Source organism: Paraburkholderia sp. OAS925, from assembly GCF_040543975.1.
GTDB lineage: Bacteria > Pseudomonadota > Gammaproteobacteria > Burkholderiales > Burkholderiaceae > Paraburkholderia > Paraburkholderia graminis.
On record NZ_JBEUNO010000001.1, the window covers coordinates 3,495,764 to 3,511,778 of the forward strand.

Genomic DNA, 16,015 nt, shown 5'->3' on the forward strand with positions numbered 1-16,015 from the left:
CTATAGTCCTTGATAAATCAGATGGTCGACGAGGATGTCATCCATCGTCGCTGCCATATACTCAGCTTGCCTAAGTATGTCAGCAGGAAAAACGACGTCCTCTGTCAAAATTCCTTGGATGAGTTCAAGTGTGTCTTGCAGAAGTTCTTTCTTCCCCTGGATTGACGGAGAGTCTTCATTAAGCGCGACCCTGACTCGATTCCGATACACCACCAACTTGGGAAGCGACCTTTCAGTGACGATTGAAGAATCGCAACGCAAACACATATTCCAGTTCCGGCACACTGCCCCCTCAACATGCTTCGTGACGGTACGTACGTTTTCACTCGGATTAAACGGGTCATGGCAACCACATCCCGAAAGCGTTTCGTGGAACCCATCCCGTGTGGACCTCGCACATGGCTTTCCTGATTGCGTTTCCGCTCGCTCGGTTTCGAACAACTTCTTCGAGCGAAGAGAGATGCGTTGAAGTGCCTCAGAGACAGTACGATTGAAGACCGGTTGAAGCCCCTGGCTATCCAGATAAGTCGCAGTGGTAGTGATACTTTCATGCGACAACGCTACCTGGACCTCGAACAATGACGCGCCTGCCAGGACCAGGTTAGTGGCTAGCGTCGGGCGGCAACGGGCAAGATTGAAATTAAATCTTTCACCAAACAAACGATATAGCCCTTCATCAGTACAGAATCGGCGATACCAGTGCCCGGCCTTACGTTTAGGTTCCAGCGCAACGACCGCTCGCTTTCCCTCTCTTCTCGTACGCTCCACATGCTCAAATATAAAAAGGCGGTGAGCAATATCGGTAGGTGCATCACTTCTGATACGCGACGTTAGCGCGAGAATAAGACCAAGGACCCTCTCGACTCGACCAACAACCGAATCCTCAAGGTAAAGCTCTTCCATCTCGAGCAGTTGCAAATGCAGTTCCCTATCCTCCGACCGAGTAGAGGTACCGGCACGCCGCTTTCGATAGACGATTACAGGCTGCCGGGTAAGCACGTGTTCTTTCTGATAGGAATCAATCGTGAGCTCCTTGAGCGCCTCAACGTTCAGGCCCGTCAGCATACCCAGCTCTACCGCCAACGGCATCAGCATTCTGTCGTCAACATGTGGCCAGACACCCCATCGGATAAAGAGCCCCGATAAACGCTTCATGGTACACACTGCTGTGAGCCGATTTCTGTTGCGGTAAAAGTCCTCATACATCGCCAACGCGTCACAGCCGAATTCGTTCTCGAATCGCCAGAGCAGCGCTCTGTCATCACTTTTATGTACATAGAGCGGGGCAATTCCGACGCTTTGTTCGGGGGTGAATCCTAGACGAAGTCGGGAGCCAACGTGGCTGGGGTCAGCACCATACGCCTTGGCCGCCGCGCTGATACTCCGATAATCGACGCCCTCAACTCTAATTCCGATGGGCGCAGACGTGGGACGCGGTGGTGCATCAAGTCCGACCGCTTGGCGAGCGTTCCAGCCTGTACGAATGCGAAAGGAAATGTCCGCGAACCGTACACCAAAATGCCTCGAGGCTTCCTCCACGGTGTACTCACGACCGTCCAGGTGAAGTGCCGGCAAACCTGCCCTCCGCCTACGGTACGGGAGGCCATCGCCCGATGGTTTGTAACCGTTAAGCACGCTATTCGCCAACCCAATCCATCGCGCTACCGCCGCGTTGATGACTTCTTGCTCGGCGTCGCTGTATGCGGAACGCTCCTTGGTTTCGGAGACGCCCTTGAACATCGGCGCATGATATACAACCGTGTCGGTAACGCGAAGCGCATAGGCCATATCCATGACCTGCCGAACAGCCTTGTATATGCTGTAGCGCGTCTTGCTCGCGAGTTTCTGACCCGCCAACCATCCAGTGAAACGTACTAAAGCATCCGATTCCCAGTGGTCGGCGAGGAAAAAACGCGCATCCACTTCAAGCTCAGGGTAGTACGCATGTGTTTCCAATACGAACTGAAGATATTTGTTCTTCGAGTAGCGGAATCGCGCTGCCGTCTCCGGCTCGTCTTCAGCCTCAAGCTGAAAAAATATCCACTTGATTTGAGCATGCGGGTCGGCGACTGTCGGCTTCGGAGGTTTATGAAGCCGTATAGGTTCGTTAAGCATGATGGCCCCTCATCTCCCGATGCTGCAGCGGGCCGAGATACGTCTTCTCGCGAATGGATTCGGCCTCACCCAGACGATTGATTGCACTTCCTGCCTTGGTCAATGCTTGCAGGAGGGACGGGGGAATCTGGGTATAAATCTCAGTGGTTGTCAAATCTCTGTGACCGAGCATCTGTTGCACAATGAGCATTCTGTCTTGGTAGTCCTTTCCCATATCCGAGCGCAAAACCGAATAGGCCGTGCCGTGGCGCATCCAGTGCGTCGAAATCTTCGAGAGCGTGCTCCTGCGAACGGCGCTGTTGAACTGCTTCGACGCATTCCTTTTCGACCACACTATTCGGTTAGCGGTGAGAAAAGCTGGTTTCTTCGGGTCATGAATATCCCAGTCCGGCGCGAGCTTGTACTCGGGCGTACCGTGGTAGCGCTTGATTCTCCTGAGAACAGCGCGCGAAACCAGGGTTATCTTCTCTGGAGACTGACCGCCCCGCCCCTTTGAACGCTTGACACAGAGAGGTATGAACTCAAGAGCCGGGTTGTATGCGTTGTCGTCCGGAATATCGTCGACGGTCATCCTAATCACGTCAGACAATCTCAGGCCCATGTCGTATTGCGCGTGGAACATACATCTCTCGCATTCGTTATACATACTATTTAGAAGTTCCACGACGATTTCTGGAGAAACAAATTTTGGACTTCGAGCATTTGGTGTTGCAGTTATATAGCCAAGCTTACCGTCGCGTCCGTACGGCGAATTCTCCGCGTCCCTCAACTGCCCCGCTTCTTTTGTCGTAAGCCATTCAAGAAAGGTTTTTAGACAAGCCTCTCGTGTATGCAATGTATGGTGGCTCGAAGCTCCATGCTCCTTCATGTGATTGAGCCACTTAGTGATGTCCCAACGGCTAAGTATCTTCAATTGCTCGTCGATGCTAAGGCTGGGGTACAGTTGGGCATGTTCTAACCAGCGGCACAGATACGAGAGGATGCGCCCATAAAGCGGTACGGTATGTTCGGAAACGGTAAGACCTATCTGAGCCCGCAGCGAACGTAGCCAACGGTGCATACTCTCTACGACGGCACCTTGTGAGTCGACGACGCTGTAGATAGGATAAACACCTCTTCTAAGTGACAAATCGAACTGCTTGCCGGTCGACAGCACCGTGATGGTTGATTCACTGCTCGCGACTTCCACGAAGTTCCCTTCTAATATATTTCGCATTTCTAGCGTCCCACCACGCGCCAACCCCGTCGATAACGAGAACTCAGTGAACTTCTATCGGCCTTCTGTTCAGAATTATCGAAGTCGCGAATCACTCTGCACTACTTATCACAATCTCCACTAGTTCAATCTCGCCCGCCCCCTCACGCCTCACAGACACGAGCCAATATTAGTTTCTAATCTCCGACTCGTCAAAGACCATGAAAATCCCCTTGCATTACAATCAAGTTTTTTATTATTAGCAGGTGTAAAAACATGCACGCGCCATTTATCGTCTTACAGGTTTCCACACTGAGGATTTAAATTTCCATCCATGGCTGTGGGGTCAGACGGCGCTTTTTTTAAAGGGAAAATGTCTTTCTACAAACACGCTATCTCATCATGGTCACGTGCACGGCGATTGGGGGCACTGTGAACAAAGGTCTGATTACGTCTCGCTCCACTATGGTCTCGACGTCGCCCACCCAATAGCATTCTCCCTTCTGCATTCCGCGCGCTGACCAGGTCAAGCCAGCTCGTTAGCGCATGTCCCGCTATGCTTTTGTGGGTCGAATCCCTAGCAAGGAAAACGTCGCCACCTCGTAATATGCGTTATGCATAATCCGACCATCCCGGTTGACGCTGACGTCCGCACGATTGAAAAGCTGATAATCTTCAATGCAAATACGCAGCCCCACGCGGACCATGCCCAAGATAAAAGATAAATATCAATGGATAGTCGGCACCGCTCCCCCGGTGCTGGACCAACATAGCGCAGTCAAACACGCCATCGTAGAGAGCTATGTCTATCGATACATCAAGACGGTGATGGCCCCAGCGCACATTCCAAAGCTCACCCTGACTCTTGTCGACGGGTTTTGCGGTGGTGGACAGTACCTGTCGGAAGACGGGCAGAACCTCTTTGACGGCACCCCCCTCTTGATGCTCAAAGCCGTCCAGCGAGCCCGCGTCGAGTTAAATCTGGGCAGACACACCAGGCAGCGCGACATCGATGCCGAATACTTTTTTGTCGACAACAATCCCGAAACCATCAAGTATCTTGACTGGCATCTCACCGGACAGCGGTCCATTCGCTCATTCGACGATGTGGACGCCGCGCGCGTGCAGACCAGGGCACAGTCGTTCCTAGAAGCACTGCCGAACATCGTCGACCGCGTGAAAGCTCGCAAAGGCGGTGGACGGGTAATCTTCCTGCTCGACCAATACAGTTATACGGCAGTGCCGATGGAGACATTGAGATGGCTCATGGGTGAATTGCCAGGCGCAGAAATCATCCTGAATTTCAACGTGGATTCCATGTTCACGTATCTGAGCAAGCTCGAGAAGAACCGCAAACCGTTGCGTGCGATTGGCCTTGAAGAGTACATGCCTTGGGAGCAGCTACCCTACATCAAGTCGAAATCAGACTGGCGCGCCGTTCTTCAACGACATGTGGCGCATGGCCTTAAGAAGGCGACCGGTGCGCCGTTCATGACGCTGTTTTTCGTGCGTCCAAGCCAGGTGAACTCATGGAGCTACTGGCTCGTTCACCTCTCGCGGCGCTATAAGGCGCACGATGTGATGAAGCAGCTCCACTGGGAGCATTCGAGTGAATTCGGTCACGAGCTTGAACCCGGCCTCTTCATGTTGGGCTACAACCCCCGCTCTGACGAGAGTTACAGCCGCCAATCTCCACTCCTATTCGGACCGGATGCCGGCGAGCAGTGTGTAAACCAGTTAGTTGACCAGTTAGGGCGCAGCCTTTCTGAAACCTCGCAACCCGTCAGCCTCCAGCAGTTCTTTGAACAGCACATCTCAAACACGATGGCTGACGAATCCCGGCTGCAGATGGTCGTACAACGCCTACATAGCGCCGGAAACATCATCGTTTCTAACAAGGACGCGCGGGTTCGGCGTGTGTCGAAGAACTACGCATTGACGGATGTAATCGAACACTCGCGTCAGATAATTATCATCTGACGACTCACTCAGATGAGTGCCGCCGGGTCAGGCATCGCATCCCACGTCTGACCGGCGAGCAACCGCCCGTTTGCCTTTTTCGAGCGCCGAACTCCGTCTGCGCCCCAACCGCCCCACTGTTTGAAGAAGAACAGGACGCCCTGTGATTCGCATTGCTCCTTGACCCGCTCGACCCACTCAGTTTTCATGGGGCGTGCTTTAGGACCGGACTCACCACCGACAATGACCCAGTCGATTTTGTGGAGGTTAAGGCGACCAACGTCTTCCAGCAGTGGTTCCACAGAAAGGAAACGAATACCAGCCTTTACGTTGCGCAGATGGTCGATTCTTGGAACGCCATGCCGTTTGTCTTCCACAGAGACGCCCAACCATGCATTGACCGGAATGTCATGCCGTCCACAATACGAGGCCAATCGTTCGGCACGCTTAGTCAGAATCTGGAACGTGTGCTGAGGGCAGGCGCGAATCGTGTCAAAGACGCGGGTGATGTAGCTGTCCGACACCGACTGATGGAACAGGTCAGACATTGAATTCACGAAGTAGACGGTCGGCTTGCTTCGCAGCAATGGCTCATCGAGCCGATTCTCGAGCAACGTAAGCCTGAAGCCGTTTTCGTAACCCGGCGTACCCATGGCCTGCAGACGACGCGCCATGCCCTCCGCATAGCAATTCTTACAGCCTTGAGATAGCTTGGTGCAGCCGACAGTGGGATTCCATGTCCGCTCCGTCCACTCAATCTTGCTCTGGCCGCCGCTCATCGTCTGCTCCGTTCTCTAGTATGCCGAATTGTACCCCGTGGAGTGAACTAGCCTAACGGCAGGCGCTCCAATCTCCATCCGCGCGCGCAGCGGAAATCGACGAAGAGCCGCCTCCTCGATTCAATACCGACAGAAGCGTATCCAGCTTTCGCCTATTGAATAAGCAAAGCGGTTGGGCTGAATTGTGTATCGCGCAGGTGCTCCGCTCGCCCATCTGTTTTGTCCAACTTCACTCTCGAGCTCCAACATTTAGTGACATTTTCCTCATCTCTCGTACGAAGACTGGCTTCACTGCTCGGCGGAGCAAAGTCGGCGAAATTGCGAAAGCGGAATTTATGCGCTTGCCGCTAAGACAAGCGCCAGACGCTCCCCCCTCTCAAAGTGCAACGGTCGCTTCCAGCGTGTACGCCCATTTGCATCGCAATTGCGGAGCTCTCCAGACTTAATCAGGCGTACTAGTGACGCCTGGAGGTCAGTTGGAAACCAGTTCGTCTGCTCCAGGATGTCGGCGAATGCCTCCGAGTCAACCGCACGCGGGCCGTTAGAGAGATAGCGTCGCCAGAACGCATCAACATCGTCGGCCCCGTACAGCCTTTCGCGCGCCCCCTCTTGCGCGTCGACGGAAGAGCCGAACATGTCGAGGATACCGGTTTCCCTTGCTCTCGCATCCAGCTTGGTCGCGGACCGGACCCGACGTTGGACAATATCGACATGCTCGGACACCCCCATAAATTCGATAATTCCTTGCGGATGGCAGGTCAAATAGACCAAGTGATACTTTGTCCGCTGTTGAACGGGGTCAAGAACCGTCACATAGGCCGTTCTCGGACGAAAACGTGTCGGCCTCACCTCCTGATGACGCGCAAGCCCTTTTCTATATGCATCGACGAGAGCGACCTCGCGCTCAGCAGCGCTCAGATTGCTCAAATCGAGCGAACCATCCAACAACTTCGCCATCTCCGCCTGCCAAGCGCCCATCGAGACCGTGCGGTTGACGTTGTTAAAGGCAAAGTTGATGAGCAGCTCGGACCGCCGTCTCTGAATCAAAGGGGCTAAACTGGAAGGCGCTATCTCCTTCCATCCTTTGGGGTCGACGAAGAAGAATGTGAACGCATCGTCCCCACACCACTTCAATACGTCCTGCCGCAGGTTTAGAAAATCCCCACACAGGCAGGTTGATTGCACGCTCCTTGGAGCATGCTTCGCCAAGTAGTCCTGCAATCGCGCAAACGCTTTCCGACTTTTTTCCACATACAGGGCGCGCATAGTCACACGGATGCCCCGCGCCTCCAAGGCTTCGCTGCAGGCAGACAGAATTCGAAGCGAGAGCGATATTGATGTTCCTTCCAGAGCATCGTCGATTGCACCCCAGGGGCCGGCGAAACAATCTACATAGCAGATATCGACATGCCCTCGCTGCTTTGCGTGCATGCCGATAATCATGACGAGCTTTTCAAGATAGTGACGAAGCAGCTCGTGCTTCACCAGCGCCTGCTCTCGGCCCTCATAGGCATCCGGAACGATTGACGACACTGAAATCTCCCCTTCCCGTGTTGGTCTCGCAACAGTCAGGGGGCGAGTTCAACGCCCGCGAGGAGGTGAGGTAATTCATCCTTGTATGACATGATGGGCTGGTATAAATCGTGATATGCAGTTCCAACCGCCCCATCAAAAAGTCGGGTTTCCGGTCGTGCAACACCGGATGCGAGCACATGCTTACTCGCTATCCCCGGATAAGGGTCAATATAGAAAATCCTCTTGATACCCAACTGGTATGCTTTCTTTGCACACAATTCACACGGGCTGGCTGTCGTGAACAGGTATCCCCCCTGTATCGCTGGACCGCCATGTTTCGCGATTTGAAGAAACGCGTTTTCTTCCGCGTGCAGCGAGCGGGTATGGACTTGATTTTTTTGCTTTGTCTGCTTGTTATATGCAGCTTTAAAGCAATAACTCAAGTTCCTCCCCTCGTAACTCTCAGCCCCGTTTGACCCGAGGTAGAGACCCGCCACCGTTTCCTTAAACTCAACATTGCTCTTTTCATAGTCACTGTACGCAACCGGGTCGCAGTTACCTCGCATCAAGTGGGCTACATTTCTCAACAAACAAGGAATTTGCCCTTCAGGGACATCGTTCCATCCCATTGCCTTGATTGAGAACCTTTCGTCAGTTACAACCGCGCCAACTTGACGGGATATACAACCAGAATTTGCTTTGGCTGTAAGTGCCGCCTGCATGCATCGTTCAATCGGCGTAGGCGTGACAAGACCGGGATGCTGCATCAACGATATGTATCGGACTAGCTGCCGCGTGAGCTCGATGCGGTTTTGGTCATCACCACCGACATTTGAAATATATATATCGGAGAGTTCGAGACAAGCTTGGATATTTTGCTTCACCAAATCCACATACTTGGTGGCGTCCGCAATACGATTCGGGTATTCCGTTTCGTCGAGTTGTAGCATTTGCGAATCGGTGAACTGCATGGCATGCAGTCTTCTCCTTCGCTCCGCGTCCGTCGTACTGACAGCCACTGTATAAAAGGAAGAGATTCTTTCTCTCAAATACCTGATTTCATATGGGTGTCGCAGAGCATCAATCACGATGTACATCTGCTTCTCACCGATGCAATCAAAATAATTCCGCAACAGGCGAATTACCACCTCAAGCGTTGCAGGGATTGTGAATATTTCGTCAGGCTCTATCTTTTCCTGAAAGGGCGAGCCGGAGCATCTAATGTTATTTCCCAGTGTCTGAAACAGTTTCGTATATGCAGCTTTGTGCGATGTCATTGCCTGCCTGACAATCTCAAGCGCATCGTTGATGTGCTTGATAAATACCTCTGCGGAAGCAACAATTTCTTCTGGCGAATACTCGACGCTTTTCAATGTCCTGGCGACCCTGAAGGCTTTCCGAATCTTCCCTTGGTATTTGACCAACTTCCGAAGCAGTGCAGCCGCAGCGGCGCTCCCCAGAGCTGGCTCGACCAACTGAACCATTGGCGCAGCGCCGCTCTCCAAGGCCAGCGCTAGGATTAGTGCTGTCACTCCTATCGTCTTGAAAGGTCTCCAGTGCGTTTCAGCCCAAAGCCGCACAATCCTTGATTTCCTATCCTCCTGTGTCACCGGGGGATTGGCAACGCTCGGCAGTCTAAGCGCTTCGAACGATGTCGAGAGAATCTGCGCTGCGGTCGAGCAGCCGCTGCCCGTTCGCCCTGTCAGTCCGACAACTATGTAATTCTTTCTATGTTCGAAAACCTTATCAATTCCAGACGCAATGAAGCGCTCTTCGGAAACATCGCCGCGCGCCCGCGTGCCCTTCCTGTTCATTGTCGAACTCCCCGTGCCTTCTTCTATCTACTTCACACGTCACCTAATGGCCGCTAGGGCCGTATTGTGAGGCGTCGTGAGATTACGATGGTCGTGCTCTTGCCGATGTCGTGGAGGACCAGCTGCTTTTACCTCTTGCATTTCCCCTCCTACTCTTTATTGCTTTGTCTAGCATATATTACCTGACAATGTTTCAGGGGAATCAGCAATCCAACAACCCCAGAGAACCAGCATACCTGCGCTTTTGGATAAAGCGCCGTCTTCAGGCATCTCCGGTGGCATTTCCGCGCTCAATGCATCGTGCATAGATTTTCGTGTAATCAATGACCAAACCTAGCAACAACGCGCGATGTTCTATTGGAACGTTGCGTGCAATAGTTAGCAGGTAAGGGCTCGCTTTGTGCCCGCACCTAATCACGGGCATTTCCGTTTACAGCTCCGCCGCTCGAAATACTCCGTCTCGCACAAGCGCTGCAAGGCCCAGGGCTACTTGCTTCGGAGCGTCACCTCCGCGCAGCAACGTTCCCAATTCGACGTTAAGGTTCATCGCATAGTCAGTCAGATTCGCACTTGACACAAACAGCACGTCGTCATCTGCAACCACAAACTTCGCGTGAAGCGAACCGTGAAGACCCTGGCTACTTCTTGGTCGTCTCGACAGCGGCCAAACGTAGGTCGTAACGCGCTCGAGGCGGGATAAAGTGAGCCCAAGCGCTGCGTCAAATCTGACCTTGCCGTCGCTTTCCTCCTTGTCCTCCAAAAGAAAAGATACTTTAACGCCACGTTTTACCGCAGCTTCTATTGCCTGAACGAGGGCCCCAACCTTATAGGCTGCAAACGTTACGATGAACAGTGACCGTCGCGCGCCTCCTATCACTTCGAGAAGAACTTGTTCTGTACTTCTAAATCCGGACCACGGTGTGGCGGGACCTGACCATACAAGTTCGACGCTACTTTCACCCCGTAGCTTGGTGGCTTGGTGGAGAGCCCCTTCAATGGCCGCAGCGAGTTCGGCGGCCGGAACACCTTGAGCCCCGCGACGCCATTCCTCGATGATTAGCTGAAACTTAGTGCGAGCCGTGGGGTGTAGGCGTCGTTGCATCTGCAGTAACGCCGCCTCCAGTTTCTCAGTTTCACGCAGTTGCCTTAACTGCACCGCCGTCGCAATAACAGCATCGGAAGAGACGTGAGCGGAAAAATCCGCGACCGCATCGAGAAGAGGTGTCGGCAGACTCATCATCATTCAAAAAAAGGAACGTTGCCACCACCAATAGTCTGGACGAGGAGTCCTCGGTCAAGATATTTGTTTCCGCGCTCGCATGAAGTCTCAGGGGAAAACATGCACGCGTGGCAGGCTGCACCGTGTAGCGAGGAAGTTCCGTCGAGCGCGGGCCGATGCTCTCCGCACAAAGGGTCCGAAGCACAAAGTCGAATTTCCTCCAACGCCAGCCTAATCAATCGTCCAAGCCTGTTCGGCTCGCCCAGCGACACAAGCCCGCCAAGAGTTCCCTCGCTGTCTGGTGCTGCTGTATAGAGAAGCAAGCCCGCCATTGCAGGTTCATCGTTCCCACCATCTTGGGCATATATACGCTCACGGATGCTGGCTGAAGAGTACCCGGCCTCCATGGACAACTGCCGCATCAGGGCGTGGGAGAAAGAATGAATCAGCGCATAGCGAATCCCCGGGTAGCCGCTCTCAGGCTCAGGTATGCGCCGCGCCCTACGCCATGCGGCGTGGGCCCGGAACATCTCCCCGTCTTGAGCGTCGACTCGCCGCACCCATTTACGTATTTCCTGCTCCGAAAATTGCAGAAAGATTCCTTCCCCCCGCACTTCTGAGACAGGCACCCAGATTGGCTTGCTTCTCCCCAGCGGTGCTCGCAACGAATCGGGAATTTCACTAGGGTCAGAGTAGTCGCCAGGTGACTCGATGCGCGTGAACCCTGTTAGCGCTCGCACCTCTCGTAAGCGTTCCGCACGGACGACCTTCTCAAAATATCGCTCGTATCCGTGCGGCGCAGCAACGGGGGTTAATTGGAAGTCCCGAGTATTAACGGTTGGGTCTGCGCTTACAAAGACATTCCACTCCGGCAACTTCAGATTCCAATCCTCGTCGTCGGGTTGAGTCCCGTCCTTCTTGTTTTGAATTGCATCCCATACGGCATCGTCGCCGTAGTCTTCCAAACCCTTCAGGTTCCCAACAGCCCTAAAGGCCCCGACTGTCTCCCGCGATGGAATATGTTGCAGGACTGCCCAACGTTCCTCGATTAGCTGCGGCAGCTTGTCCACGAACATCGGAATTGAAAGTGCTGATAGAGAAATCCCAAACCAACTGTTGGACGCCCCCAGCAGCATAGTCTCAGCATGCTCGTCGCAGCCGCTTGGCGCAAAATCTCGCAAATGTGGCCGCCGCCCGCGACATTCGAATACAGCATCGCTTTCGGCAACCTCTCCGAAAGCATCTGACATGCGCCGGTCAAGCCCGCACGTGTCACACTTGACCAGCAAATCGACGGCCTCGTCTGAAGCGCCAATTTTCTTGAGTCGCAATGGGCCATTGCACGTTGCTGCACCACGATGCACAAAGCGCAACCACGGAAAGTCATCCAGATGCCCGTGACTACATGCCATCTGGAAGCGCGCCGGAAGTGCAACCGGTGGCTGTCCAGCCTTATTGCAGTTTGCATGGACAAAGCGCGCGCGGTCGGGCCGATAAGGGTCCGTTTTTAGCTCGAATAGTCCAGAACTGATTGGTGCCAACAGTTCGCACCACGGACAGCGAAACCACTGCGGAAACGCCGCAACCGGTATCCCAATTTTTGCCGTTCCGAGCGGGTCCGTAGAGGCAGTGTCGGGCTCCACCGGAGGCAGCAAGAGCTTTTCCACCTGATTACCGAGTTGCGCCCGTACGGCGCGAAGCAGGCGTTCTTCGCTGACCAATATAGAATGAGTCGTGTCCCAATCGTCCAAGCCCATGACCATCCCGGCAATGTTGGGGAGGTCAATCATTGCGCCAACACCGTAAACGTTCAGCAGTTGCGTGGGTCGGATATCGCCGACCTTGTGTTTTGTCATTGTTGTCCTCCGTTCGTTGCCGGCGGGGTACTTGCGGTCGCCGGCAATGGAGCCGAATATCCCTGTCCGTATCCGTCGTCGAGCGGTTTATCGTCCATGATTAGCCCAACGCTCGGCTCCACGTCACGAAGCGAACCGAGGCAGGTGAATTCTTCCCAATCTCCCGCTCCGGTTTTCTCGAGCAACGCAACCGTCGTTCCGTCCCTTTGGCCTTGAAACCCCAGCCGAGCGCCGCCAGGCTTCGGTGCAGCCTTCTTGAGCCAATAATCTATGCGGGCCTTCAACAGCTTCTCTACCCGCTGTCCTTGCGCCGTCGACTGGGTTACGGACATGGCTCGCTCAGTTATTGCCTTAACTGCGTCCTTCACGATTGCGTGCGAGCCGTCCAGCCGTCCGGCCGCCAAGTTCTCGTTGAATTCGGACGCAGGCAAACGAACCAATGCGGCGAGGACTGCAGATATTCCTCGGTCGACCGCTCGGGCTGCGAATGGCGTGACTGAAAGTGCCTCCACGTGTTGATAGAAGGTCGAGTGGTAGTGCTCGAATCGCTCGTAGTGAGAAAGGTCACGCGGCCGCCCCCAGTTATAGACCGTGCAAACCAAACCCGGAGCCTGCGTGTTTCGCCCGACGCGACTAGTCGCCTGAATGTACTCAGCGGTCCCCTTCGGCTGCCCACCGACAACCATAAGACCCAACCGCTTGACGTCGACCCCGACAGAAATCATGTTCGTTGCCAGAACGACGTCAAGCGGGTTCGCGCGAAGCGGTTTTTTGGCTGCTCGAGCATGGGGCGGCAACAGTGGGTCGTGAGCAAACTCAAGTCGGTCTAGCAAAGCGGGAATATCGCGCGAACTCTTTCTCGAGGTCAATTCTTCGAGGGCCGGTGTGTGACGCTTCGCGAGCCCACGACTATCCATATCGCGCAGACGTGCGCGAATGTCGTCGTCCACGAGTCGGCGCATACCGCCGAGTTCTCGCATGGAATTGAAGTAGCCCAACAACGTCATCCAAGGGTCTGCTGCTTTGCCGTACCTCAAGAACAACGCTTGAGAGGCCGCGAGATAAGCAGAATAGACGCGAATCAGCGCTACCTTCAGTCGACGCCCGAACGCGCTCACCCCGACATAACGGCGTCCCGGATATCGTTCGCTAGGTTCCCGCTGCAAGCTGAAGAAATTATCCCGAACATCGAGCCCTTGGGGTGGGAACACGCGAACATCACGTAAAAATAGCGAGCGCACCTGCTCCGTTGCCTGACGGATAGTCGCTGTAGAGGCAATCAGTTTTGGGCGAACGACTTTTCCATCTACGCTCCAGGAGCACAGCTGGTCCACCGCCGTCTCATACAGCCCAACGAGGCTCCCCAGCGGGCCGGAGATAAGGTGCAATTCGTCTTGGATAATCAGGTCAGGCGGTCGAAGCGGCCCATGCTCTACAGCCCTTACTGCTGGTAGTCCGTTTTTGGTCGGATGAGACGAAGCATCTTCCAGACATGGCGAAGTAAACCCATGGCGCGGGCAATACCCGTCAACCTGACCGAACAGCATCTGCGTCGTGCCATTCCAGGGCATCTGGGCGAATTTATCAACTGTTGCTATCAGCAACGCTGGCAGCCGGCGATAGATTTCTTCGTCCACCGTTAGCACAGGAATTCCTTCATCCGGTGCCTTCGCGCGACTAAATTCGCATTGGCCTAGCCTGTCGCTACAGTATGTGAATACACGCGCTCTTCCTTGAGCATACGTCTCCACCTTTACGTCATTCCCAAGGTCCAGACCTTCACCACACCAAGGACAGTTGGTCAGCTGTAGCGGAGAGCCCGTACCACTGCCCATGCCAACGCCACGCCCACCCAGCGTCGATTGATGTGCATCGGCGACGGTGTTGGGCGACGTCTTCATGCCGACCCAAAGCCCGACGCGGAATGGTTCCGTGCCCCAAACGTCGGGCGACCCTCGGCGGATGACCTCACATGCACAAATCAGCGCAGCGGCACGCTGGAACTGCTGCAAAGTGAGCAACCGAAGCGTATAGCGCATGATGACCGCGACGCCAGCGTGGCCCAGTCGTCCTGCCACGCTGCCTTGAAGGCGTCGGATGCCAAGCGTGTATGCCGTCAAGCCAAGGTACGCCTCGGTCTTACCACCACCAGTCGGGAACCACAGCAAATCGGCGATGGCCGAAGGCGCACTGCTTCGCTCAGGATGGTCAAGTTGCGTTACGCCTGGCAGATTGAGGAGCACGAATGCCAACTGAAACGGTCGCCACGAATAGTTCTCTGGTCGGTCGAGCTCCTCAGCGCCCACTTTTCTTCCGGCGCGCTTCGACTCCGAAATGAGCGTGTGGCTGCGCTGCTGCCACATCGCGCGGTTAGCGAACCGGAACGCCTTCAGCGCCTTGGCATCTTGCTGGAGGAGCTCGATACCAGCCGCGATGCGCTCACACGCGACTTCGCAGTTGGTGATAGCGCTCTCGGCAACCTTGCGATAGGCCTCGAGCTCTTCCTTCGGGTCGTCGATTCGGGCCGACTCCTTTTCAATCCATTCCTTATACGCAGCCGGCAATGCACGAAGCGACCGGAACAGCTCCTCGTCCGACATTTCGGCGAGCGCTTTCATGTCAAGAACTACCTCAGCCAAACGAGGGATGTCCTCTGCTGTAGGCGGTGTCGTCTGAGGTACTTCATATGTCGGTATCGCTCGCGTCCGCAAACGAACACACTTTGTGGAGTCCCCCGGGTCGACGTCTGCATGCACAGCAACCCCGTGGCCCACAGCGAATTCAACCTGTGCTCGATAAAGCATCTCAAGCGCCATCTGCTCCGCATGCTGCACAGGGTCAGCCTTTGCCTCGTCACGGAACAAATGCCTGCGTCGAAAGACGGCCCCGCCCTCAGCACCGCGAACTTCAAGTTCGGGTTGGAAGGCCCACATCTCATCTTTAAGGGATTCGCTCTCTGTTTGCCCGTTGACCATGAACAGTGAAACAACCCAGTCGCCATTGAGCTTACGAACCCTTCCCTGGAGGTAGACGTCAGGCTGGGACATATCAAGAGGCACGGGAGGAATATCGCCTTCGATGAGGGGGATAGGAAGGCCGACGTTGCCCATCGGGTACCGCTTCCAGACCGTCAGCGGGTTCCCCTTTTCATTGACCTGAGTCGAACTCCTTTCGCGTTTATAGCGCCCCCATCGCCCCGTCACAACGACAGACTGGACCTCTCCGGCTATCGTACATGTGAGCCCTATCGAAGACGGGGACAATGAATCCGTCGGAAGCGGGGCGTCGTCCGTGGCACCGTCCTCCCCGGATGCCGACTCGTCGTCCGAGAGTACATCCATCTCATTCGCGCGCAACCGCCTATTTCGGGGCGAAAGCATGCCGACTAGATAACGGTCTTGGACTCGTGTTTCTGCAACCTCTTCATCGGCACCACCGCGAGGCCCAAGGAGCTCCCGCTCCACAAGTTCTTCCAACTCCGCGCGCAACTGAACACTAGTCGGAACCGCTGCAGCCAGCGATGCTTGGTTCTTGGAATGGTTTCCCATCGTGGTTATCCAATA

9 protein-coding genes are annotated in these 16,015 nt (G+C 54.7%); 1 reads left to right on the forward strand and 8 read right to left on the reverse strand.

The annotated features are described in order from the left end of the window. Window positions 1-2,115, reverse strand: coding sequence for a site-specific integrase (locus ABIE53_RS15245; RefSeq protein ID WP_192698799.1), 2,115 nt, complete (start codon window positions 2,113-2,115; stop codon window positions 1-3). Beyond that, complete coding sequence (locus ABIE53_RS15250; RefSeq protein WP_192698798.1) at window positions 2,108-3,304, reverse strand: tyrosine-type recombinase/integrase; 1,197 nt, start codon at window positions 3,302-3,304, stop codon at window positions 2,108-2,110. The genes ABIE53_RS15245 and ABIE53_RS15250 overlap by 8 nt, the downstream gene beginning before the upstream one ends. Window positions 3,305-4,015: 711 nt before the next feature. Here ABIE53_RS15250 and ABIE53_RS15255 point away from each other — a divergent pair. Then, entirely contained in the window at window positions 4,016-5,290 is a 1,275-nt protein-coding gene (locus ABIE53_RS15255) for a three-Cys-motif partner protein TcmP (protein ID WP_192698797.1), read from the forward strand. An 8-nt stretch (window positions 5,291-5,298) separates the two neighbouring features. Here the strand turns inward: ABIE53_RS15255 and ABIE53_RS15260 are convergent, their stop codons facing one another. The 6 genes from ABIE53_RS15260 to drmA form a co-directional block, all read right to left on the reverse strand. Beyond that, window positions 5,299-6,048 carry a DUF5131 family protein gene (locus ABIE53_RS15260; RefSeq protein ID WP_192698796.1) on the reverse strand — a complete coding sequence of 250 codons (750 nt, stop codon included), beginning with the start codon at window positions 6,046-6,048 and terminating at the stop codon, window positions 5,299-5,301. Window positions 6,049-6,381: 333 nt separating this feature from the next. Continuing rightward, complete coding sequence (gene tcmP, locus ABIE53_RS15265; RefSeq protein ID WP_192698795.1) at window positions 6,382-7,581, reverse strand: three-Cys-motif partner protein TcmP; 1,200 nt, start codon at window positions 7,579-7,581, stop codon at window positions 6,382-6,384. A 35-nt stretch (window positions 7,582-7,616) separates the two neighbouring features. Next, window positions 7,617-9,377, reverse strand: coding sequence for a hypothetical protein (locus ABIE53_RS15270; RefSeq protein WP_192698794.1), 1,761 nt, complete (start codon window positions 9,375-9,377; stop codon window positions 7,617-7,619). A 430-nt stretch (window positions 9,378-9,807) separates the two neighbouring features. Further along, window positions 9,808-10,620 (reverse strand): DISARM system phospholipase D-like protein DrmC, encoded by an 813-nt coding sequence (drmC, locus tag ABIE53_RS15275; protein WP_376915497.1) that lies wholly within the window; start codon window positions 10,618-10,620, stop codon window positions 9,808-9,810. Beyond that, complete coding sequence (gene drmB / locus ABIE53_RS15280) at window positions 10,617-12,452, reverse strand: DrmB family protein (protein WP_192698792.1); 1,836 nt, start codon at window positions 12,450-12,452, stop codon at window positions 10,617-10,619. Before drmB ends, drmC begins: the two co-directional genes overlap by 4 nt. Next, window positions 12,449-16,000, reverse strand: coding sequence for a DISARM system helicase DrmA (gene drmA / locus ABIE53_RS15285; RefSeq protein ID WP_192698791.1), 3,552 nt, complete (start codon window positions 15,998-16,000; stop codon window positions 12,449-12,451). The genes drmB and drmA overlap by 4 nt, the downstream gene beginning before the upstream one ends. Window positions 16,001-16,015 lie beyond the last annotated feature (15 nt).